23 protein-coding genes and 1 pseudogene are annotated in these 20,497 nt (G+C 62.4%); 11 read left to right on the top strand and 13 right to left on the bottom strand.

Going from position 1 to position 20,497, the window contains the following annotated elements; translation table 11 throughout:
* Window positions 1–60: 60 nt before the first annotated feature.
* Window positions 61–372 carry a thiosulfate oxidation carrier complex protein SoxZ gene (gene soxZ / locus E6P07_RS00640; RefSeq protein ID WP_153973829.1) on the top strand — a complete coding sequence of 104 codons (312 nt, stop codon included), beginning with the start codon at window positions 61–63 and terminating at the stop codon, window positions 370–372.
* Between the two features lie 10 nt (window positions 373–382).
* Here the strand turns inward: soxZ and E6P07_RS00635 are convergent, their stop codons facing one another.
* Window positions 383–1,048, bottom strand: a complete 666-nt coding sequence (locus E6P07_RS00635) for a protein-L-isoaspartate O-methyltransferase family protein (RefSeq protein WP_153973828.1) — start codon at window positions 1,046–1,048, stop codon at window positions 383–385.
* Between the two features lie 147 nt (window positions 1,049–1,195).
* Between E6P07_RS00635 and queF the strand changes: the two genes are divergently transcribed.
* From queF to E6P07_RS00620, 3 genes are read left to right on the top strand one after another with little or no spacing between them, the layout of a single operon-like run.
* A complete protein-coding gene (queF, locus tag E6P07_RS00630; RefSeq protein ID WP_153973827.1) occupies window positions 1,196–1,585 on the top strand; it encodes a preQ(1) synthase in 390 nt (129 codons plus the stop codon).
* A gap of 48 nt (window positions 1,586–1,633) precedes the next feature.
* Window positions 1,634–2,632, top strand: coding sequence for a ribosome small subunit-dependent GTPase A (gene rsgA, locus E6P07_RS00625; protein WP_153973826.1), 999 nt, complete (start codon window positions 1,634–1,636; stop codon window positions 2,630–2,632).
* Between the two features lie 13 nt (window positions 2,633–2,645).
* The gene (locus E6P07_RS00620; protein WP_153973825.1) at window positions 2,646–3,110 is read left to right on the top strand and encodes an EVE domain-containing protein; all 465 of its coding nucleotides are present in this window, start codon (window positions 2,646–2,648) and stop codon (window positions 3,108–3,110) included.
* Window positions 3,111–3,114: 4 nt separating this feature from the next.
* Here the strand turns inward: E6P07_RS00620 and E6P07_RS00615 are convergent, their stop codons facing one another.
* The 3 genes and pseudogenes from E6P07_RS00615 to E6P07_RS00605 all read right to left on the bottom strand — a co-directional run.
* Entirely contained in the window at window positions 3,115–3,471 is a 357-nt protein-coding gene (locus E6P07_RS00615) for a hypothetical protein (RefSeq protein WP_153973824.1), read from the bottom strand.
* Between the two features lie 33 nt (window positions 3,472–3,504).
* Window positions 3,505–3,846, bottom strand: a complete 342-nt coding sequence (locus E6P07_RS00610) for an SET domain-containing protein (RefSeq protein WP_153973823.1) — start codon at window positions 3,844–3,846, stop codon at window positions 3,505–3,507.
* 275 nt (window positions 3,847–4,121) lie between these two features.
* Window positions 4,122–4,731, bottom strand: a pseudogene (locus tag E6P07_RS00605) (Tex-like N-terminal domain-containing protein); the annotation flags it as partial.
* Between the two features lie 169 nt (window positions 4,732–4,900).
* Between E6P07_RS00605 and E6P07_RS00600 the strand changes: the two are divergent.
* From E6P07_RS00600 to E6P07_RS00585, 4 genes are all read left to right on the top strand, one after another.
* Window positions 4,901–5,530 (top strand): IS607 family transposase, encoded by a 630-nt coding sequence (locus E6P07_RS00600; protein ID WP_153973822.1) that lies wholly within the window; start codon window positions 4,901–4,903, stop codon window positions 5,528–5,530.
* Window positions 5,531–5,786: 256 nt separating this feature from the next.
* Window positions 5,787–6,518 carry a 4'-phosphopantetheinyl transferase family protein gene (locus E6P07_RS00595; RefSeq protein WP_153973821.1) on the top strand — a complete coding sequence of 244 codons (732 nt, stop codon included), beginning with the start codon at window positions 5,787–5,789 and terminating at the stop codon, window positions 6,516–6,518.
* A gap of 651 nt (window positions 6,519–7,169) precedes the next feature.
* Window positions 7,170–10,652 (top strand): transcription-repair coupling factor, encoded by a 3,483-nt coding sequence (gene mfd / locus E6P07_RS00590; RefSeq protein ID WP_153973820.1) that lies wholly within the window; start codon window positions 7,170–7,172, stop codon window positions 10,650–10,652.
* A gap of 387 nt (window positions 10,653–11,039) precedes the next feature.
* Entirely contained in the window at window positions 11,040–11,354 is a 315-nt protein-coding gene (locus tag E6P07_RS00585; protein ID WP_153973819.1) for a hypothetical protein, read from the top strand.
* Between the two features lie 2 nt (window positions 11,355–11,356).
* Here the strand turns inward: E6P07_RS00585 and fur are convergent, their stop codons facing one another.
* Window positions 11,357–11,773 (bottom strand): ferric iron uptake transcriptional regulator, encoded by a 417-nt coding sequence (gene fur / locus E6P07_RS00580; protein ID WP_153973818.1) that lies wholly within the window; start codon window positions 11,771–11,773, stop codon window positions 11,357–11,359.
* A gap of 138 nt (window positions 11,774–11,911) precedes the next feature.
* Between fur and E6P07_RS00575 the strand changes: the two genes are divergently transcribed.
* From E6P07_RS00575 to E6P07_RS00565, 3 genes are all read left to right on the top strand, one after another.
* The gene (locus E6P07_RS00575; protein WP_153973817.1) at window positions 11,912–12,406 is read left to right on the top strand and encodes an outer membrane protein assembly factor BamE; all 495 of its coding nucleotides are present in this window, start codon (window positions 11,912–11,914) and stop codon (window positions 12,404–12,406) included.
* Between the two features lie 140 nt (window positions 12,407–12,546).
* Window positions 12,547–12,735: a hemin uptake protein HemP gene (gene hemP / locus E6P07_RS00570; protein WP_153973816.1), complete on the top strand. Its 189-nt coding sequence runs from the start codon at window positions 12,547–12,549 to the stop codon at window positions 12,733–12,735.
* A 59-nt stretch (window positions 12,736–12,794) separates the two neighbouring features.
* Window positions 12,795–13,670, top strand: a complete 876-nt coding sequence (locus E6P07_RS00565) for a metal ABC transporter solute-binding protein, Zn/Mn family (RefSeq protein ID WP_343031239.1) — start codon at window positions 12,795–12,797, stop codon at window positions 13,668–13,670.
* A gap of 9 nt (window positions 13,671–13,679) precedes the next feature.
* Here the strand turns inward: E6P07_RS00565 and E6P07_RS00560 are convergent, their stop codons facing one another.
* The 8 genes from E6P07_RS00560 to E6P07_RS00525 form a co-directional block, all read right to left on the bottom strand.
* Window positions 13,680–13,961 (bottom strand): RnfH family protein, encoded by a 282-nt coding sequence (locus tag E6P07_RS00560; RefSeq protein ID WP_153973814.1) that lies wholly within the window; start codon window positions 13,959–13,961, stop codon window positions 13,680–13,682.
* Complete coding sequence (locus tag E6P07_RS00555) at window positions 13,948–14,385, bottom strand: type II toxin-antitoxin system RatA family toxin (RefSeq protein WP_153973813.1); 438 nt, start codon at window positions 14,383–14,385, stop codon at window positions 13,948–13,950. The genes E6P07_RS00560 and E6P07_RS00555 overlap by 14 nt, the downstream gene beginning before the upstream one ends.
* A gap of 19 nt (window positions 14,386–14,404) precedes the next feature.
* Window positions 14,405–15,742 (bottom strand): phosphoglucosamine mutase, encoded by a 1,338-nt coding sequence (gene glmM, locus E6P07_RS00550; RefSeq protein ID WP_153973812.1) that lies wholly within the window; start codon window positions 15,740–15,742, stop codon window positions 14,405–14,407.
* A gap of 3 nt (window positions 15,743–15,745) precedes the next feature.
* Window positions 15,746–17,662, bottom strand: a complete 1,917-nt coding sequence (gene ftsH / locus E6P07_RS00545; protein ID WP_211363136.1) for an ATP-dependent zinc metalloprotease FtsH — start codon at window positions 17,660–17,662, stop codon at window positions 15,746–15,748.
* Between the two features lie 61 nt (window positions 17,663–17,723).
* Window positions 17,724–18,344, bottom strand: coding sequence for a 23S rRNA (uridine(2552)-2'-O)-methyltransferase RlmE (rlmE, locus tag E6P07_RS00540; RefSeq protein WP_153973810.1), 621 nt, complete (start codon window positions 18,342–18,344; stop codon window positions 17,724–17,726).
* Between the two features lie 92 nt (window positions 18,345–18,436).
* Window positions 18,437–19,288: a hypothetical protein gene (locus tag E6P07_RS00535; protein WP_153973809.1), complete on the bottom strand. Its 852-nt coding sequence runs from the start codon at window positions 19,286–19,288 to the stop codon at window positions 18,437–18,439.
* Window positions 19,289–19,386: 98 nt separating this feature from the next.
* Window positions 19,387–19,749, bottom strand: coding sequence for a high-potential iron-sulfur protein (locus tag E6P07_RS00530; RefSeq protein WP_153973808.1), 363 nt, complete (start codon window positions 19,747–19,749; stop codon window positions 19,387–19,389).
* 248 nt (window positions 19,750–19,997) lie between these two features.
* Window positions 19,998–20,486 (bottom strand): C40 family peptidase, encoded by a 489-nt coding sequence (locus E6P07_RS00525; RefSeq protein ID WP_153973807.1) that lies wholly within the window; start codon window positions 20,484–20,486, stop codon window positions 19,998–20,000.
* Between the last annotated feature and the right edge of the window lie 11 nt (window positions 20,487–20,497).

Genomic DNA, 20,497 nt, shown 5'->3' with positions numbered 1-20,497 from the left:
ACGCTTTCAAAGACCATCCCAGGCCGAAACAAATCCTTGTGAATACCAGGAGTCGAGACGATGTCTGACATCAAGATCCGCGCCAAGCTCGAAGGTGAGGAGACCAGGGTCAAGTGTCTGATCACCCACCCGATGGAAAATGGTCTGCGCAGGGACAGCCAGACCAATGAGCTCATCCCGGCGCACTTCATCCAGGAGGTGGTGTGTAAGGTTAAGGGTGCCGTGGTGATGAGGGCCTCCTGGAGCGGGGCCGTCTCCAAGAATCCCTATCTGTCGTTCAGGTTCAAGGGCGGCGCCCTCGGCGATCCGATCGAGATCGCCTGGACCGACAACAAAGGCGAGAGCGGCAGCGCCACTGCCCAGATCGTCTGAAAGGCGAGCCTCAGAATTCGAACTCAGCCGGCTCGGGCGCGTTGCGCAGGGGCGCGACCTCGACCTCGAACAGCGACTCGCGTCGATAGTCGTTGCGACCGACGCGGGTGATGCGTACGCACTCCATCGCCGGCGCCCTTCCCAGGATGCAGAACAGCCGTCCGCCGACGGTCAGCTGTTCGCGCAGCATCGGCAGGGCGTCCTCAGTCGGCAGGGATCCATTGACGGCAATCCCGTCGAACGGCGCCCCGCTCACCGGACCGGCCAATCCATCCCCTTCGCGCACCTCGACCCAGTGGAAATTGAGCGCCTTGAGCCGCGCGTCTGCCTCAGCCGCCCGCAACGGGTCGATCTCCAGACTGATCACGCGCGCGCCGAGCCGGCTCAAACAGGCAGCGACATAGCCCGAGCCCGTGCCGATCTCCAGTACCCCATCACCCGGCTGAATGGACAGCGCCTGCAATAGATGACCGACCACCTTGGGCGCGAGCATAAAGGTGCCGTCACCATTGGGGATCTCGATGTCGGCATAGGCCAGCGACCGATAGGCGTCCGGCACAAAACGCTCGCGCTCAACCGTGCCCATCACCTCCAGCACGCGGTCGTCGAGCACGCCCCAGGGGCGGATCTGCTGCTGGATCATATTGAAGCGGGCTAACTCACTGCTGGTGTCCATGGATATGGATGTCCCCGTCTGAACCTATGTGTTTGAGAAAGCGCGTCCGGAGAGACGCCAGAAGGATTATATAATGGGAATTTGATCGGCCGGCCGAGTCGAGGAGCCGGCTCGCTTGGTCCATCCTTGTCAGCGGAGAGGTCCTTCATGCCCAGCGCCCCGAGCCAGTCGCTCGAAACCTTCCCCAATCCCCAGCCCGAGCGCGACTATACGATCCGCATCCGGGTGCCCGAATTCACCTGCCTCTGCCCCAAGACCGGTCAGCCGGATTTCGCCGAGCTGACGCTCGAATACGTCCCCGAGCAAAGGTGCGTCGAGCTAAAGTCCCTCAAGCTCTATATCTGGTCTTATCGCGACCAGGGTGTCTTCCACGAGGCCGTCACCAATCGCATCCTCGATGACCTGGTCGAGGCGCTCGCACCGCGCTTCATGCGTCTGACCGCCAAGTTCAATGTGCGCGGCGGGATCTATACCACGGTGGTGGCCGAGCATCGTGCCGCCGGCTGGCAACCGCCGGTCCAGGTCTCACTGCCGTGAGGGGGCCAAATCCTCGTCCGTGTCCCAGCCGCCAGCTCGGTTGACCCCTTGACCAGGCGACGACTCTCCGCGCGCCAGATCGAGCGCATCCGGGCCATCCAGGAGCGCCGCCGCGAGCGACTCGCCACGCGGCCCGAACGGGCGCTGGCCGAACTCGATGCCGAGCAGGAGCCGGAGGAAGGACGGGTCGTCGTCCGGCATGGTGCCAATCTGGCGGTCGAGGACGCGCGCGGCCATCTGGTGCACTGTCTGGCGCGCCAGCACATCGGCCAGGTGGTGTGCGGGGATCGCGTCGTCTGGCAGCGCCTGCCCGATGGTCAGGGTGTGGTCACGGCCATCCTGCCGCGTACCACCACCCTGAGTCGTTTGGATGCAACTGGGCAAGAAAAGCCGCTTGCGGCCAACCTCACACAGCTGGTCATCCTCATCGCCCCGCAACCTGAGCCCAGCGGCTATCTGATCGATCAATATCTGGTCGCCGCCGAGCTCATCGGCGTCGAGGCCATCCTGGTCGGCAACAAGATGGATCTGCTACCGAACGCGGAGGAACGGGCCGCCTTCCAGTCAGGCTTCGCCCATTATGGCGCCATTGGCTACCGGACCTTCTGGATCAGTCTGCTCGAACCCAAATCGGTCGAGGGATTCATCGCCGAGTTGGCCGGACAGACCAGCGTGCTGGTCGGGCAGTCGGGTGTGGGCAAGTCGTCGCTGGTCAAGCTGTTGCTGCCCGACCGGGAGATCCAGATCGGGCGCCTGTCGCAGGCGACCGGACTCGGGCGTCACACAACCTCGGCGACGACCTGTTATCGTCTGAGCGGTAATGGGTTTTTGATCGACTCGCCCGGCGTGCGTGGCTTTCGCCTGGGAAAGATCGATCGTGATCGGCTGCAGCAGGGATTTCGCGAGTTCCGGCCCTATCTAGGGCGCTGCCGCTTCGGCGATTGTCGGCACGCCCGCGAGCCGGGTTGCGTGATTCGTCAGGCGGTCGAGGATGGGTTGATCGCACCCGAGCGACTGGCCAACTTCCATCATCTACTGGCTGACTGACGGGGAGGGGCCAATGCGCCATTGGTTGATGAAATCCGAGCCAGAAATTTTCAGTCTCGATGATCTTGCAGCGCGTCCCGGCCAAATCGAGCCCTGGGATGGTGTGCGCAACTACCAGGCGCGCAACATGCTACGTGACGAGATGCGGCCAGGTGACCAGGTCTTTTTCTATCACTCCAACTGCACGGTCCCGGGGATCGTCGGGATTGCCGAGATCGCCAGCGAGCCGCGTCCAGACCCCACGGCCTTCGATCCCGAGTCCAGGTATTACGACCCCAAGAGCGACCCTGCCTCGCCGCGGTGGTATCTGGTCGATGTGCGCTATATCCGGCACCTGAGGCGTGTCATCTCGCTCGCCGAACTCAAGACCTATGCCACCGGAGCCCTGGAGGGGCTGCCGCTGCTGCGCCGGGGCAACCGGCTCTCCATCCTGCCGGTGACGCCCGAACAGTGGGCCTTCATAGGCGCATTGGAATAGCCGCTCACATCAGCCGCACGATACCGGACTCGGGCAATCCGAGCATTTGGATGCCGACCCTGAGCGCCTGTTCGGCGAAGCGGTCGAGATCGCCCCAGTCGTCGTCGGTGTCGAGCGTCTCGGTCATGACCTCGCTCACGACCCGCAGCCGATAGGCACCTTCGGCCCGCTCCGAAGGCGGTGTCGGCTCGGAGCAGACATAGAGTGCGGGTTCGACCTGTCCCTGGGCCACGAAGCCGAGGATATAGCGATAGCTTCGACCATCGCCGCTCTCGATCTCAGCGAGCAGCGAGGCGGTATAACGTCCGGCCTGATAGCGACGCTTGGGGATGGCGGTCTTGATGATGGGACGTTCCTGCATGTCGGTGGCCTCGGTGTTATGGGGCGCTACGACTCACGACGGTGAGCCGGCGCCATAGTCGATGGTGATCTCGCTCCCGACCGCGATCGCCCGCCGCGCATAGAGCTCGAACCCATCGAACTCGGCGTTCGGGTCATCGCTGTGGTTGAGCCAGCGCAGCACATTGGTTCCGCGCCGGCCGGTCAGGCGACCGCGCTCGGGATCATAGACCCAGAGTACATGAGGGCCATCCTCGGTGACCTCCAGCCCCTCGAAGGTACCGATATGGTCGCCCGGCTCGAAGGCGATCCGGGCGAAACAGCCTTGGCCGTGGATGGGCGAGGGCGCGACCCGGAGGCGGTGCTCGAGCGTCTCGGCCCCGAAGCGACGTCTCATCCCTTGCGCGCCTTGGCGAAGGCATCGGCCAGCGCGCCACCCCTCCCAGACGCCGGCGCATTGCTCGGGCGACTCGGCCCCTTGCCGCCGCCACGCACCCTGTCCGAAGGTGTGTTTGGGGCCTGGGGCTGACGAGCGCCCCGCTCCGCCATCTCCGAGCGCCCAGGGCGCGCGCGTTCGGCTGGCTCGTCCAGACGCCGGCTCAAGGCGATCCGCTTGCGCTCCAGATCCACCTCCAGCACCTGGACCCTGACCAGGTCGCCCGATTTGACGACGGGATCCTTGCCCTCCCCCGCCAGCATCTCCAGCTTGAGCACGCCCTGATTACGACCGCGAAACAGCGCCAGGGCCCGATGCGAGGGCGCCCTGGCGATCGGCTCGCGATAGTTGAAGTAATCGGAGAACTTGTTGCCCTCTTGTCCCTTGCCCGCAATCAGGGTCGAGACCAGGATCCCCTGCCCCCAGAGCAGATCGCGCAGAGGCCCGACCAGCTCGGCATCCTCAGCGAAGCGCTCCATCAGGATCTGACGTGTCCCTTCCACTGCAGCGGTGCGATCGGGCACATCCTGGCCGAGATCAGATAGAGGTCTTCGAGCCGCTGCTTGGTGTCGGCGGTCTCGATCGCGGCCTTGAGCTCAGGCATCAGCTTACCCTGTTCCCGATGCCCTTGAGCACCGCCGCCCGGCGTTCGGCCAGCTCGCGCAGATAGCCGAGCCGCTCTTTGCGGTGACGCAACTGGGTGTCGTCGAGACCGCCGGTGGCTTCCTTGCGATAGCGCGCGATGAAGGGCACGGTGGAGCCCGCGTCGAGCAGCCGCACGGCCGCCTCGACCTGGGCCGGACGCGCGGCGAGTTCCTGACTGAGGGTCACGATGATCGGGTTCATGATGGATACATCAGAGTTGGCGAGGATTAGAGATGGACGGCTGGGCAAACGAGCCTCGGCGGCTTAAGGCGCCGCCCAGCCGGCTATCGACCGGCGAGAGGCGCGATTATAGAGCAGAACAGTTTTTTGACGTCTTTCTTGTTCTTGCGTATTGGTGTATCTTCAGATCATGTCTCGTAAGATGGTCAGTATCCACAAAGCCGCTGAGTTTCTCGGCGTCTCACCCCAGACGCTGCGGCGCTGGGAGCGCGAGGGGCGGCTTTTACCAACCGAACGTACACCAGGTGGGCGGCGACGTTATGACCTGGCGCAGCTTCGGCCAGAGCAGTTCCATGCGCCAGAGACGGCGCGTCGCACCATCGCCTATGCCCGTGTCTCTAGCCACGACCAGAAAGACGACCTGGAGCGGCAAAAGCAGGTGCTCGAACTCTATTGTGCCAGGCAAGGCTGGACGTTTGAGGTGATCGCCGATCTTGGCTCGGGCATGAACGACCACAAGAAGGGCCTGAAGCGCCTGCTGGATGTGATCATCGAAGGCCAGGTCGGTCGTCTGGTCATCACCCACAAGGACCGGCTGCTGCGCTTTGGCGCGGAACTCGTCTTTGCCATCTGTGAAGCGAAGAACGTCGAGGTGGTCATCCTCAACCAAGGCGAGGACACCACTTTTGAAGAGGATTTGGCCAAGGACGTGCTGGAGATCATCACCCTGTTCTCTGCCCGTCTGTACGGCGTGCGCAGCCGCAAGAACCAGAAGCTCATCGATGGCGTGAAGAAGGCTGTCGAAGAGGCGCAGGCGTGATCGTCACCCACAAGGCAGTTGGGTGTGGCGTTTAAGAACTTTGCTGGACGCGCCCGGTATCCGAACCTTCGCTTGCCCGCGCGCAGCGGGCAAGCGGGCAAGAAGGGCGTCCACGATTGCTTCATGCCCCCCTGCGCCGCAGGGTATGGATGCGATGCCTGTGGAGAGAAAGGCTTGGGCGGGGCTTCACCCAGGTGAGCCATGATCGGCCCCGACATGCTACAAACCGCCGATCGGTGTGAATCACTCAAGGACCATGCCCTCCTTCCCCCTCGTCCCCTGGCAGGCGACATCCGTTCAACCGGGCCCGGAACTCGCTGCGACACTCAAGCCTGGCGGCCTGCATCTATGGCGTATCGACACGGGTGAGGGTGGCGCGCCTCTGGACAGGTGTCGCGGGCTATTGAGCGAGGCACAGCGTGCACGTATCGATGCCCTGGGACAGGACGTCCAACGGGCACGCTATGCACGCGCCTGTGCCGGTCTCAACCGCATCCTCTCCGCCTACCTGGATCGGCAGCCCGAACAGATTCGGATCGAACGTGGCCCCACCGGCAAACCCTATCTGGATGGTGCAGACGGTTGGTTGTCCTTTAGTTTCAGTCACAGTGGCGATCTGGCCCTGGTGGCCCTGAGCTGCGGAACGAACGCCACCGTTGGTGTCGATTGCGAATGGATCCGCCCACGCGCCAATCTGGCGGCGATCGCCCGGCGTCTGTTCGACCCCGAGACTGTCGCAGAACTGGAGACAGTGCCCGAGTCAGGGCGACTGGAACGCTTTTATCTCGCCTGGACAGCCCTAGAGGCCGACGTCAAGTGCGATGGGCGTGGGCTCTTGCGCCCGCGTCCGCCCAGGGCCGTCGCCCCCCAGATCGCCCATTTCATCCCGGCGTGCGGTTATAGCGCCGCCGTCGCCCGTGCCCAGCTGCCACCCGTCGAGACCTGGCGGATGCTAGAGATCGAGTCGGTGATGGGCGCGAGCGCCTAGTGGGCGGGGTCGCCCCGTCACCCTCTCACACCAAGGGCATACCCCGATCGATCGGCAGCCCGAAGACACCACCGGTTTTACGTTCGCACCAGGTATTTGCAGACCTGTCCCTCCCGACGGTATTTATCGAGTCGCTAACGATCGGCGACTTGCGCTCGATGCCGCGCAACCGATCGCTCCAGGCGTGGATCCGCGTTTGCCTTTCCGTGCGCGAAAGGCCCCGAGGAGGACGTCTAACTCCCAGTGAGTGCGCCCTGCCGGGCGCACCAAAAAAAAAAAAGCGCGACGGGTTGTGTCGCGCTAGAAAAATTACCACCAAAGGAGGATGGAGGAGTGCACTGGAGCAATCGCTTCAGTACATGAAAATTTTCTTATTTAGCGAGGCACTTGTCAACCACTCAAGTCAAATTTATTGACCCGGATGTGCATCGCGCTCAAAGGCGCCCTTGCCACTCTTGCTCGTGCCGTAGAGCGGCTTGAGCCGCGATCTTGGCGATTGATGCGGGGGTGGGCACCGCGATCGCGCCTTACGGCGCTCCTTAAAAACCCGAATAATTAGGCCGCCCGAATCGGACGACTGCCGGCCTCTGTGCGAAAATCCAGCACGCTGCGTCCGTTTTTAGCGAATCACTTGAGGTCATGTGCCACACGATGTCGTCGTCCTCAACCCGCCCCTTGCACTCTCCGCTCGACCCACCGCTGCCGCGTCGCCCGGGTGAACGTCAGCTCTGGGGCCGGCTCTATGGTGCCGGCACCTCGCTGGCGATCGCCAGGGTCGCCGCACGCCACTCCGGATTGGTCCTGGTGGTGGTCGATAGCATCCAGGCCGCTGCGACCCGACGCGCTGAACTGGGCTTCTTCCTGGACGGAGGCGAGCCTCCGCTCCTCGACTTTCCCGATTGGGAGACCCTCGCCTACGACATCTTCTCGCCCTTGCCCGAGCTGGTCTCGGAGCGACTGCTTACCCTGTATCGTCTGCCGACCCTGGAGTCGGGTCTGTTGATCGTCCCGGTCGCCACCCTGATGCAGCGTCTGCCGCCGCGTGACTATGTCGATGGCCATTCGCTGGTACTGGCCGTCGGCCAGCGGTTTGATCGCGACACCATGCGCCGCCGCCTGGAGCAGGCAGGCTATACCTGTGTCTCGCAGGTTCTCGGACACGGCGAATATGCGGTGCGGGGCTCGCTCTTGGATGTCTTCCCCATGGGGAGTCGGGTGCCGTTGCGGATCGATCTGTTCGACGACGAGATCGAGGGGATCCGGGTGTTCGATCCCGAGACCCAGCGCTCCAAGGATACACTCGACCAGATCCGGCTGCTGCCGGCGCGCGAGTTTCCGTTCGACGAGGACGCCATCTCGGGTTTCCGCCGCCGCTATCGCGCCGCCATCGCCGGCGATCCGCAACGCAGCCTCATCTATCGCGAGGTCTCCCGAGGTCAGGCGCCAGGCGGGCTCGAATACTATCTGCCGCTCTTCTTCGAGCAGACGGCCACGCTCTTCGACTATCTGCCCGCAGACACCCTGGTCATCGAGGCGGTCGAGTGTCGTGATACGGCGCGTGCCTTTTTCGCGGAGATCGAGCAGCGTTATGCGCAGCGTCGCCATGACAGCGAACGCCCACCCTTGCCACCCGCCCAGCTCTATCTGACTCCCGAGGAACTGGCCGGGCGGCTCAATCGGCTCTCGGGCGTCATCCATCAGTCAGACCCCATCGACCAGAGGCGCAAGGGCTATGCCGAGGTCTATCACTTCTCGACCCAGCCCCTGCCGCCACTGACCATCCAGGCGCGCAGCGCGCACCCAGACCAGGCCCTGCGCGCCTTTCTCGCCAGCGCGCAGCGGCGCCTGCTCTTCGTCGCCGAAAGCAACGGACGGCGCGAACTGCTGGCCGAGCAGCTCAAGGGCTTCGGCATCCAGACCCGTCCGGTCGCGGGTTGGCACAAATTCCTTGCCGGCGAGGCTGATCTCGCCCTGACGGTCGCCCCCATCGAGCAGGGTCTGCTGCTCGAAGACGCCGGGCTCGCCGTCATCACCGAAAGCCAGCTCTATGGCGAGCGGGTGCGTCAAGAACGGCGCCGACGTGCCCGCGAGCGCGACAGCGACGCCATCATCCGCAACCTCACCGAGCTGAGCGAGGGTGCACCCGTGGTCCATGAGGAGCACGGCGTCGGACGCTATCTAGGTCTCCAGACGCTCACAGTCGGTGGAGTGACCACCGAGTTCCTGATGCTCGAATATGCCAATGGCGACCGGCTCTATGTGCCGGTCAGCTCACTGCACCTGATCTCGCGCTACACCGGGGCCTCGCCAGAAAACGCCCCCTTGCACAAACTCGGGGGTGATCAGTGGCAGCGGATCAAGCGGCGTGCCGCGCAGGAGGCGCACGACGTGGCCGCCGAGCTGCTCGATATCCAGGCGCGGCGTGCCGCACGTCAGGGTATCGCCTTCCCGACGGGCGGTGAGGACTATGCCGCCTTCGCCGCCGCCTTTCCGTTCGAGGAGACACCGGATCAGCAACGCGCCATCGAGTCGGTGCTGGCCGACATGGCCAGTCCCAGGCCGATGGATCGCGTGGTCTGCGGTGACGTGGGGTTTGGCAAGACCGAGGTCGCCATGCGCGCCGCCTTCATCGCGGTCCAGGGCGGGCGGCAGGTCGTGGTCCTGGTGCCGACCACCCTGCTTGCGCACCAGCATTTCGAGAACTTCTCCGACCGTTTCGCCGATTGGGCGGTACGTATCGAGAGTCTGTCGCGCTTCCGCACCGCCAGGGAACAGAAGGCGGTGCTCAATGGGCTCGCCGATGGCAGCATCGACATCGTGATCGGGACCCACAAGCTGCTTCAGCCACAGATCCGATTCAAGCGACTCGGTCTGGTCATCATCGACGAGGAACATCGCTTCGGGGTGCGTCACAAAGAACGGCTGAAGGCGCTGCGCACTGAGGTCGATGTCTTGACGTTGACTGCCACCCCCATCCCGCGCACCCTCAACCTGGCCCTGTCCGGTCTGCGCGATCTTTCGATCATCGCCACCCCACCAGTGGAGCGCCATCCGATCAAGACCTGCGTTACCCCCTGGGACGACGCACTGATCCGAGAGGCGGTGTTGCGCGAGCTCAAGCGCGGCGGCCAGGTCTATTTCCTGCACAACGAAGTCGAGACCATCGAGAACCTGGCCCAGAGGCTCGCCACCCTGATCCCGGAGGCACGGCTAGCGGTCGCCCATGGTCAGCTGCCCGAGCGCGCGCTCGAACGCATCATGCGCGACTTCTACCACCAACGTTTCAACCTGCTGGTCTGTACCACCATCATCGAGAGCGGGATCGACATCCCCTCGGCCAACACCATCCTCATCAACCGCGCCGACAAACTGGGTCTGGCCCAGCTCCATCAATTGCGCGGTCGGGTCGGGCGCTCACACCATCGCGCCTATGCCTATCTCCTCACCCCCCCGACCCAGGCCATGACGGCGGATGCCAAGAAACGGCTGGAGGCGATCGAAGCGATGGAGGATCTGGGTGCCGGATTCACGCTCGCCACCCATGACCTGGAGATCCGCGGTGCGGGCGAGTTGCTGGGCGAGGAACAATCAGGCCAGATTACCGAGGTCGGTTTCACGCTCTATATGGAGTTTTTAGAGCGCGCGGTCGCGGCGCTGAAGTCAGGGCGCGTCCCTGAGCTCGATCGACCGCTCGATCACGGTCCCGAGATCGATCTCGGAATCCCGGCGCTCCTGCCGAGTGACTATCTACCCGATGTCCAGGCACGGTTGGTGTTTTACAAACGCATCGCCAGCGCACGCGATCGCGAGGAATTGCACGAATTGCAGGTCGAGATGATCGACCGCTTCGGAGACCTGCCCGAGCCGGCGAGGAATCTGCTCGAGATCACCGCACTCAAGCTCCTGATCCAACCCTGGGGCATCCGCAAGATCGAGGCCGGCCCGGCAGGCGGGCGCCTACTCTTCACCGAATCGCCCAAGATCGACCCGGCCCGACTCATCGCCCTGATCCAAAGCCGGCCCAAAGAATACAAGCTGGAAGGCGGCAACAAGCTGAAATTCTTTTGCGACATGGCCGAACCCGGAGTCCGGATCCACGAGGTTCGGCGCATCCTAAAACCTCTGCTGGACTGAATCGATATGGCTAGGCGTGGCACGGCTACGTGCCGCGCGCAGGGGTCAGCATTCCAAAGGCCGTCCAATCGATATCAAGCCGGCTTGACATAACAGGTACGGTGTGAAACCGAGACGCAACAATCAGAGGGTGACGAATCTCCGACACGCCACTGATTCGAGCAACGTGGATCCGACGCTGCTGTTGCGGAAAAACCCGCTATCTAAAACGCGCCGCGGTGATCAAGACAAGACCATCCATCCAGATTTCGTGAACTAGGCAACGTTTCACAGAGGGTTCTCGGCCTATGCTTACCGCGCTGCATGCCGATAAAGACGGCACAGCCCTGACAGGGGTGTTTCAGAGTCGAACGGAACGTATTTCCAAATCAGCGAGGACCCCTCAAGATGACCACTGAGAACAGACGCCTGCTCATCGCGATCGATGCCGAGATCCGCGAGATCAACCGCCAGACCATCAACCCCTTGTTCAAGGAACTCAAACTCGCTGATCTGACCCCGGTGATCGAGATGGTGGCCAAGGCGCGCGCCAACTACCTGAGGACACTCTACGACATCGCCCACCAGGCCCCAGACGGCCAGCCGAGTGAGTCCGACATCAAACGGCTCACCGGCCTGCGCCTCGTCTACGAAGAACTGGTCAAAGGCTCCCAGGCGTTGGAGACCGCCATCGAGCGCGAATACCTGGACGTCAGCCGTTAGACTCAGCGCTTGCCTTGACACTCCGGACAGATACCGTAGACCACGAGTGAGTGGTCTTTGATCTTGAAGTGATGCTCGGCGGCGATCCGTTTTTGGCGTGACTCGATCGTGGGGTCGAGGAACTCGACGATCGCGCCGCACTTGATGCAGACCAGATGATCGTGGTGCTCGCCGCTGTTGAGCTCGAAGACCGACTGACCACCCTCGAAGTGACGGCGACAGACGAGACCGGCGTCCTCGAACTGGGTCAGCACGCGATAGACGGTGGCTAGACCAATATCCTCATCCTGACTCAGGAGCTCCTTGTAGACATCCTCAGCGCTCAGATGGCGCTTGTCGCTGCGCTCGAGAATGCCCAGGATCTTGACGCGCGGCGCCGTCACCTTGAGTCCGGCCTGTTTGATCTGCTCGTTTTTCAATTCGATTCTCCAGCTCGCGGACCAATACGACCGACCTAGACGATCACGCTCGGCCACTTGGATCAGCGCCCCCTGTGATCCAGAAAGGGCGCTACGGTATGATGCGCTGATTTAGCGCAAAGTCGTGATCAGGACAAGATGCGAAAGATTTTCAGTTTTCCAATACTGGGTTCCATGATGGTCTCGATCGCCGTCACGGGATGCGCACGTGACACCAAGCCGGACGAGACGCGGACCTCGTTGCTGGAGAATCTGCCCTTCGTTTACAAGATGACGGTCCAGCAGGGCAACATCCTGACCGAGGAGATGGTCGATGCACTCGAGCTCGGCATGACCAAGCGTCAGGTTAGCTTGGTGCTGGGCACGCCGCCGCTGGTCAGTTTCTTCCATAACAATCGCTGGGACTACACCTATACCCTCAAGCATGGCCATCAGCCGATGGAACAGCGCCATCTGACCCTCTATTTCGAGGGCGATCAACTGGTGCGTATCGAGGGCGATCTGCGGCCCGACCCGACCCGCGCCGCCGCGCGCAAACCCGAGCAGATCCTGATCGAGGTGCCCGACTATGAGGCACGCGAAGGTATCGTCCGCAAGGGTCTGAGAACCCTTGGGCTGGAACCCAAGGACTGAAATCTGCGCGTTGTCATGGCTGGCTGCCAGTTGACAGGCTCGAACTCAGCTCTTAATCTTTAACGAGAATGATTGTTATTTGATAGCCATCTGGCCGTCCCTGAGTTCGATCACCGCCAACCTTAGTTGAGAGTTTGACGATGCCTAGGACCACATCCACCGCCAATCGCCGTCCTGAACACCTCGACAAGAGCGCCCTGTCTCCAATGCCGCGCACGATCGACGTCCGATCATTGCTCGGCAATGATCCGTTCGTGATGATCGAGCACGGTGATTGTCGTTACGTCCTGCGGATGACGCGCAACAACAAGCTCATCCTGACCAAATAGTAGGCGCTCGTGTCCGCCGCGAATCCCAACTTGAACTGCTCTCTGAGTAAATGATGCGGATGCACCTTCTATCGTTCATCGTTCTGGCCTGCCTACCCACCATCCTGCTGGGTGCAGACCGGATCCAGGTCTTTGTCACCGTGCCGCCACAGCAGACCTTCGTCGAACAGATCGGCGGACCTCAGGTCCAGGTCGAGGCACTGGTCGGCGCCGGCTCCAACCCACATACCTATGAGCCGTCCCCCGGTCAGATCGCACGGCTGGCCGAGTCAGAGGTCTATTTTGGGGTCGGACTACCGATGGAGGGGGCCTGGATAAAACGGATTCTGGCTGTGAACCCGAAGCTTCGTGTTGTGGATCTCAGCGAAGGCATCGCCCGGCGCCGTCTCGAGGCGCATGAACATGATGGACAAGGAGCCAAGCCTGATCATCACCATGAAGCCGACGGCGAGCAGGATCCACACATCTGGACCAGCCCGCTGCTCGTGATCAGAATGGCAGAACGGATTGCCAAAACGCTCGATGAAATCGATCCGGATCGGTCCACCGACTATGAGTCACGGCTCGCAGATTTCGTCGCTGCGCTGAAGGATCTGGATGCCGAGGTTCGCGCCGATCTCGGACGGCTTAAGTACCGCCGCTTCATGGTCTATCACCCATCCTGGGGCTATTTTGCCGATACCTATGGACTCACTCAGATCCCCATCGAGGCCGAAGGCAAGGAACCTGGCCCGCGACAGCTGGCGGCCCTGATCGATCAGGCGCGACGTGAGAACATCCGGGTCATCCTGGCCCAGCCTCAGATGTCGACCAAGTCCGCCGAGCAGGTCGCCCGGGAGATCGGCGGACGGGTGGAGGTCGTGGATCCACTATCCGCCGACTATATCGGCACCATCCGCCACCTCACCCGCGTCCTGACCAGCGCCGAAGAGTGAAGGCCAACCTTAGGTCACGCGCCGCTTGCGCGCCGTCTTGGGATCAGCGATCAGGGGGCGATAGATCTCGATCCGATCGCCCTCCTCGACCGGCTGATCCAATTTGACCAGCCGTCCGAAGATACCGACCTTGTTGACGTCGAGATCGATCTCAGGAAACCGCCTCAGGAGACCGCTCTGCTCGATGGCCTCACCGACGCTGGTACCGGCGCGCACCTCCAGTGCGCGCAGCGCCTGACCGTCTGCGCCGACATAGGCGACCGAGACGCGCAGATACTCAGTCACGGCCATAGACCTCCTCGGCACGCTTGCAGAAGGCATCCACGAGGGTATTGGCGATCTGGTTGAAGACGCCGCCGAACGCCTTGTCGATCAGGCGCCCCGAGAACTCGAACTCAAGTTCCAGCTCGACCTTGGACGCATCCTCGCGCAGCGGGGTGAAGCGCCAGGCCCCCACCAGCTTGCGGAACGGCCCGTCGAGCAGATCGATGTGCATCAGCCGATCACGTTCGAAGCGATTGCAGGTACTGAAGGTCTGGCGAATCCCCAGCCGATGCACCCCGATCTGACCGCAGATCCTATCCTCGGTCTCGGAAAGCACGCTAGCACTGTCGCACCAGGGCAAAAATTGCGGATAGGAACCAACGTCATAGACGAGATCAAACATGCGCGAGGCCGAATAGGGTACCAGGGCGCTTTTTCTGATGATGGGCACGATGACTCCGAAAACTCCATCAAGCGGTGATCTGAGCGCGCACAACCTCGGCGAGCCGCTCGGCGAGTCGTTCGACCTGCGGGCGGTCGCGACCCTCGACCATGATGCGCACCAGGGGTTCGGTGCCGGATGGACGGAGCAGCACCCTGCCGCCCCCGTTCATCAGCTCGTTCTCGGCCGTGGCGACGGCGTCCCGGACCTCAGGCAGGCTCAGCACATCGCGCGGTTGGTCGAGACGCACATTGATGAGTACCTGTGGGTAGAGTTCGACCTCGCGGCTGAGGTCTTCGAGCCTGGTGTTGAGCTGCTCGAGTGCCGCCAACACCTGGAGTGCCGAGACGATGCCGTCGCCTGTGGTGGTACGGTCGCGACAGATGATGTGACCCGAGGGTTCGCCACCGAGGATACCGTCGCCGGCCTTGAGCCGCTCTAGGATGTAGCGGTCGCCGACCTTAGTACGCGCAAAACCGATGCCGAGCCGCTTGAGCGCGTGCTCGAGACCGAGATTGCTCATCAGGGTACCGACCACCTCGCCGCGCATGGCACCTGTGCGCAGACGCGATTTGGCGATCAGATAAAGCAACAGGTCGCCGTTGATCAGGGTGCCGCGCGAATCCACCATCACGACCCGGTCGCCATCGCCATCGAAGGCGATGCCGAGGTCTGCGCCCTCGCGCACCACCGCCTCGCAGAGCGCACCCGGCTGGGTCGAGCCGAGGCCCCGGTTGATGTTGAAGCCATCGGGTTCAGTGCCGAGCCGGATGACGTTGGCACCGAGCTCTTCGAAGACGCAGGGCGCGGTGTTGTAGGTCGCGCCATTGGCGCAGTCGACCACTAGCTTGAGACCCCGGAAGTTCATGCTTGTCGGGATGGTGCTCTTGCAGAACTCGATATAACGCCCGTTGGCGTCGTCGATGCGCTTGACCTTGCCGAGTGCGCTCGATTCGACCGTGCGCAGCGGTTGCTCGAGCTCAGACTCGATGGCCAGTTCTACCTCGTCGGGCAGCTTGTCGCCCTCGGCGGAGAAGAACTTGATACCGTTGTCGTCGAATGGATTGTGCGAGGCGGTGATGACGATACCAGCGCTGGCGCGGAAGGTGCGCGTCAGATAGGCCACGCCCGGCGTAGTCATGGGACCAAGCAGCCGAATATCGACCCCGGCGGCGACCAGTCCAGCCTCCAAGGCCGACTCGAACATATAGCCCGAGATGCGCGTGTCCTTGCCGATCAGGATCTTGCCGCGCCCGTTGGTCAGCACACGCCCGGCCGCCCAGCCGAGCTTGAGCACGAAGTCGGGCGTGATATGCCCTTCGCCGACCCGGCCGCGGATACCGTCGGTGCCAAAATAGCGTCGCATGGCTCAGTGCTCTCCCGCCGGACGACCAACCCCGGCCTCGAAGCCATCGTCGGCGCCATCCTTGTGCCGCCCCGGTGCAGCCGCCGGACGCGACGGCTCGTCGTCCTCCCAGTCGTGCGGCGGACGCGGCGCGCGCCCGGCCATGATGTCGTCGATCTGGGCCGAGTCGAGGGTCTCGTACTTCATGAGCGCAGCGGCCATGGCATGCAGCTTGTCGAGATGCTCCCGAAGCAGCTCGCGCGCCCGCTCGTAGTTGCGATCGATGATGCGCCTGATCTCCTCGTCGATCAGGTGCGAGGTCTCGTCCGAGACGCTCTTGTGCTGGGTAACCGAGTGGCCAAGGAAGACCTCCTGCTCTTCTTCGCTATAGGTCAGCGGACCCAGACGATCGGATAGGCCCCATTTGGTGACCATGTTGCGCGCGATCTCGGTGGCACGATGGATGTCGTTCTGCGCCCCCGTGGTCACGCTGTCCGGACCAAAGATGAGCTCCTCGGCGCAGCGCCCCCCAAACAGACTGGAGATCTGACTCTCAAGACGCTGCTTGCTGTAGCTGAAGCGGTCGTCCTCGGGTAGGAAGAGTGTGACGCCCAGCGCACGACCGCGCGGGATGATGCTGACCTTGTGCACCGGGTCGTGATCTGGCACCAGACGCCCGACGATGGCGTGCCCCGACTCGTGATAGGCGGTGAGCCTCTTTTCGTTCTCGGTCATGACCAGTGACCGGCGCTCGGTGCCCATCAGGATCTTGTCCTTGGCCTTCTCCATGTCGCTCATCTCGACCAGCTTCTTGTTGGCACGTGCGGCAAAGAGCGCCGCCTCGTTGACCAGATTGGCGAGATCGGCACCCGAGAAACCAGGCGTACCCCGCGCCAGGATGGAGGCCTTGACATCCTCAGCGACAGGCACCTTGCGCATGTGGACCTTCAGGATCTGCTCACGCCCGCGCACGTCCGGCAACGGCACCACCACTTGACGGTCAAAGCGTCCGGGACGCAGCAGCGCTGGATCGAGCACATCGGGTCTATTGGTGGCGGCGATCACGATCACGCCCTCGTTGCCCTCGAAGCCGTCCATCTCGACCAGGAGCTGATTGAGCGTCTGTTCGCGCTCGTCATGACCGCCGCCGAGACCGGCACCGCGATGCCGGCCCACGGCGTCGATCTCATCGATGAAGATGATGCAGGGTGCATGCTTCTTGGCCTGGTCGAACATGTCACGCACGCGCGAGGCCCCGACACCGACAAACATCTCGACGAAGTCCGAACCCGAGATGGTAAAGAACGGCACCTTGGCCTCGCCGGCGATGGCGCGCGCCAGGAGCGTCTTGCCCGTTCCAGGCGGGCCGACCATGAGCACACCCTTGGGGATCTTACCGCCAAGCTTCTGGAACTTGGCCGGGTCCCTGAGAAAGTCGACGATCTCGGCGACCTCTTCTTTGGCCTCATCGGCCCCGGCGACGTCCTGAAAGGTGACCTTGACCTGATCTTCAGACAGCATGCGCGCGCGGCTCTTGCCAAACGACATGGCGCCACGCCCACCAACGCCGCCCTGCATCTGACGCATGAAGAAGATCCAGAGCGCGATCAGGATCAGCAGCGGGAACCAGTTGATGAGGATCTGCATCAGCACCGGCTGCCCCTTGGGCGGCACGGCCTTGATGATGACATTGTTGTTGATCAGGTCACCCACCAACCCATCGTCGCCCGGACTGTAGGTGCTGAAGCGCTGACCGGTGTCGGTGACGCCCTCGATCAGGCGATCCTGGATGGTGACCTCCTTGACCCCGCCTTGCTTGACCTGGGCGATGAAATCCGAGTAATCCAGATTTCGAGGCGTCGATTGGGTCGCGGTGAAGTTGTTGAACACGGACATCAGCACGATGGCGATGACCACCCACAGCAAGAGATTTTTCGCCATGTCACTCACGATTCACGACCCCTGAAGTCAAAACGCTGGAAAATGACCCGATGCCCGAATTCTAGGGGCGAAAGCCCTTGGCAACTAGAAACACCTCACGGCTCTCCGAGCGCGAGGACTTGGGCTTGCGTGTGACCACCTGTTTGAAACTCGCACGCAGCTCACGGGTGTAGTCGTCGCAACCCGCGCCTTGGAAGACCTTGGTAACGAGCGCACCGCCGGGCCTTAGATGCGTGCGCGCCAGATCCAACGCGAGCTCAACCAAATACATGGCGCGCGTTTGATCCACGACCGCAGTCCCCGTGAGATTGGGCGCCATGTCCGAGAGCACCAGGTCGAGTGGCGCCTCACCAATCGCCGCCCGCAAGCACCTCAGTACCTCATCCTCGCGAAAATCACCCTGGAGCACGATGACGCCCGGCAAGGGTTCCATCGGCAAGATGTCCAGGGCCACCACCAAGCCATCGGTACCAACCAGGTTGCTCGCGATCTGCGACCAGCTCCCCGGCGCTGCGCCCAGGTCGACCACCCGCATCCCTGGTCTAAGAATAAGGTCTTTCTCTTGGATCTCCAGCAGTTTATAGGCCGCACGCGAGCGGTAGCCGTCGATCTGGACACGCTTGACATAGGGATCGTTGAAGTGTCGGTCGAGCCAGCGGCGGCTGGATTTGCTACGTGACATGTAGGTGGTGAGGGGTTGACCAAAACGGAACCAAAAAGCCTACCACAAGAATCCAGGTCATGATCGACTTGCAGAGAGTCTCGAAGCGGATCTTAGAGGTCGTGGACCCAGGGGAAACGGAAGATCTCAAGCAGCAGCCCCGCCATGGCACCGCCGAGCAGTCCGCCCATGAAGGCCGGCACCAGGGCATCGTGCATGGAGAGACTGGCCAATTGCCAGAACCCCGGATCTAGACCCATGAGCGGAGCGACCACCATCCAGACGCTACCAGCAGCGATAGAGGCCAGGATTGCCATGGTCGTCGCCTCGATCAGGTCGCAGGGACGCGATTCCAGCCCGATCCGGCGCGACAGCCGGATCCAGCCGCGCACGGTGCCAACATAGAGAATGCCGTTCACACTGGCCAGGAACAGCACAGTAGGAAAGGTCGAAAACGGCGCCGAATAGAGGGGCTCGGCGATAGCAAGCACGGCGCCAACCAAGGTGCCGGTCAGGAGTCCGGCCAGGAGCTTGCCTGGAACATGTCGGGTACAGCGATGTGGGAAAGAGAGTGTCAAACCGACTGTGGCCGCCAGGAGCAAGGCAATCACGACCGAATGGGTCAGAGTGGCCTGCCCCGGCATCAGGATCAGCAACGCCACACCCACCCCTGCACCGATACCGGTACTGATCAGCGCCAGCTCGTGGGCGCCATAGAGTACCGCGCTCGCCCCGCTCGCCAGCGCAGCGGCCAAGACATAGGAAAAAACGCCAAGCTCGGCGCCGCGTGCCAATGACAGCAAGCCGATGTACAGGGGGGCATAGATCATCCCGATCAGACTCCAAATGATGGCGCGGAGAAACGCAAGCCGCCAGCGTATCCGAGGCACACGCGCGCCTTTGGCCAGTCTTGGCCCCTTGTAGGGACGGGCATTGTCGAACTCGCCAAAACCTTCGGACGACATGACGCTCAACCCTGGAGATGCTGAAGATCTTGGGATGATTATGAACGAAAAACGGGGCCAGCGGCCCCGTTCCATTCGAACCGGACAGACAGTGGCGATCAGCCGGCCTTTAGGGTCCAGGAAGCGCACCAACCGTTGACATTGATCAGCTTGCCGGGGAAGAGCTGGCAGCCCTTCCAGTCGCCCTCGCCGACGTTGGCCTGCATGAACTGGCAGTTGGCACAGTGCTGCTCTTCGGGCGGCAGACCGGGACGGGCGGCGGCGACGCGTTCGGACTTGGTCGCATCCTGGTTGTACTTGAGGGCGATTGCGGTCGGATCGTCCGCAGTCACGGCATTGGCGGGAGCGGCGGCACGGGCGGTACCGAAACCGACCAGATTGATCATCGGGATGGCAGCGGCTGTACCCAGCATCACTTTGACGGCGTCACGACGGCTCTTGCTGATTGGCTTATCGGACATGAATGTCACTCCTACACAGAAATGGTGTTGTGATTCCGACACTCCCGGCCCAATACCGGAAGCCGGTCGGCATTTTCCTACAGGCAGCCCGAAAAGGCGAGCCGTTTAAGCTGTATCCATGATCGGGCCTTGGTGAAGCGTCTTTAACTAAAAGAACGCACCGATTGTCTGCGTCAGACACAGGCTCCGCTCTGATCTTTGTCAATGGAGCGGATCGGCATCTTCGCGGACGCCGCTATTCGATAGCCTCAACGTAGATAGGTTCCCGCACCGATATAGTGTCTGTTCCAGTAGGGGGTGTCGAGACGATCGATGCGCACCCGGTTATCCGAGGTCGAGGCATGGATGAAGCGCTCCTTGTCGATCATCAGGCCGACGTGATAGGCATCGGGTCCGGTCTTGAAAAACACCATGTCACCCGGTTGCAACCGACTACGGGGTACGGGTGTGGCGGCACGCTTTTGGTCAGCAGCGGTGCGTGGGATCACAAGCCCGGCCTGATAATGGGCGTAATGGGTCAGACCGCTGCAATCAAAGCCCTCGGCGGGTGATGCGCCGCCGTAGAGATAGGGTATTCCGACCTGGGCCAGACCCTTGTCGACCAGCGCGGCGCGGCGCGCGCTGAGTCCGTCGTCTCGGCCACGACTCGCGCAACCGGACAGGGTCGCCAGCACCAGCGACGCGATGAGCAGAGACGTCAAAGAGAACAAGGGTGTGGAGGTTGCTCGAATCTTCATAAATCACTCTC

The organism is Thermochromatium tepidum ATCC 43061, from assembly GCF_009664085.1.
GTDB lineage: Bacteria > Pseudomonadota > Gammaproteobacteria > Chromatiales > Chromatiaceae > Thermochromatium > Thermochromatium tepidum.
Note: the sequence above shows the minus strand (reverse complement) of the source record. Positions and strands in the feature narration are given on the sequence as shown.

Excerpts from the sequence above, each read along its gene's own strand:
- E6P07_RS00610 (WP_153973823.1), bottom strand. The coding sequence starts at position 3,846 with ATGAGACGTCGCTTCGGGGCCGAGACGCTCGAGCACCGCCTCCGGGTC.
- E6P07_RS00530 (WP_153973808.1), bottom strand. The coding sequence starts at position 19,749 with ATGTCCGATAAGCCAATCAGCAAGAGCCGTCGTGACGCCGTCAAAGTG.
- E6P07_RS00585 (WP_153973819.1), top strand. The coding sequence starts at position 11,040 with ATGACCACTGAGAACAGACGCCTGCTCATCGCGATCGATGCCGAGATC.
- E6P07_RS00615 (WP_153973824.1), bottom strand. The coding sequence starts at position 3,471 with ATGCAGGAACGTCCCATCATCAAGACCGCCATCCCCAAGCGTCGCTAT.
- E6P07_RS00535 (WP_153973809.1), bottom strand. The coding sequence starts at position 19,288 with ATGTCGTCCGAAGGTTTTGGCGAGTTCGACAATGCCCGTCCCTACAAG.
- E6P07_RS00575 (WP_153973817.1), top strand. The coding sequence starts at position 11,912 with ATGCGAAAGATTTTCAGTTTTCCAATACTGGGTTCCATGATGGTCTCG.
- rlmE (WP_153973810.1), bottom strand. The coding sequence starts at position 18,344 with ATGTCACGTAGCAAATCCAGCCGCCGCTGGCTCGACCGACACTTCAAC.
- soxZ (WP_153973829.1), top strand. The coding sequence starts at position 61 with ATGTCTGACATCAAGATCCGCGCCAAGCTCGAAGGTGAGGAGACCAGG.
- E6P07_RS00560 (WP_153973814.1), bottom strand. The coding sequence starts at position 13,961 with ATGGCCGTGACTGAGTATCTGCGCGTCTCGGTCGCCTATGTCGGCGCA.
- E6P07_RS00635 (WP_153973828.1), bottom strand. The coding sequence starts at position 1,048 with ATGGACACCAGCAGTGAGTTAGCCCGCTTCAATATGATCCAGCAGCAG.
- E6P07_RS00525 (WP_153973807.1), bottom strand. The coding sequence starts at position 20,486 with ATGAAGATTCGAGCAACCTCCACACCCTTGTTCTCTTTGACGTCTCTG.
- E6P07_RS00600 (WP_153973822.1), top strand. The coding sequence starts at position 4,901 with ATGTCTCGTAAGATGGTCAGTATCCACAAAGCCGCTGAGTTTCTCGGC.
- glmM (WP_153973812.1), bottom strand. The coding sequence starts at position 15,742 with ATGCGACGCTATTTTGGCACCGACGGTATCCGCGGCCGGGTCGGCGAA.
- mfd (WP_153973820.1), top strand. The coding sequence starts at position 7,170 with ATGTCGTCGTCCTCAACCCGCCCCTTGCACTCTCCGCTCGACCCACCG.
- E6P07_RS00595 (WP_153973821.1), top strand. The coding sequence starts at position 5,787 with ATGCCCTCCTTCCCCCTCGTCCCCTGGCAGGCGACATCCGTTCAACCG.
- queF (WP_153973827.1), top strand. The coding sequence starts at position 1,196 with ATGCCCAGCGCCCCGAGCCAGTCGCTCGAAACCTTCCCCAATCCCCAG.
- ftsH (WP_211363136.1), bottom strand. The coding sequence starts at position 17,662 with ATGGCGAAAAATCTCTTGCTGTGGGTGGTCATCGCCATCGTGCTGATG.
- hemP (WP_153973816.1), top strand. The coding sequence starts at position 12,547 with ATGCCTAGGACCACATCCACCGCCAATCGCCGTCCTGAACACCTCGAC.
- E6P07_RS00565 (WP_343031239.1), top strand. The coding sequence starts at position 12,795 with ATGCACCTTCTATCGTTCATCGTTCTGGCCTGCCTACCCACCATCCTG.
- E6P07_RS00620 (WP_153973825.1), top strand. The coding sequence starts at position 2,646 with ATGCGCCATTGGTTGATGAAATCCGAGCCAGAAATTTTCAGTCTCGAT.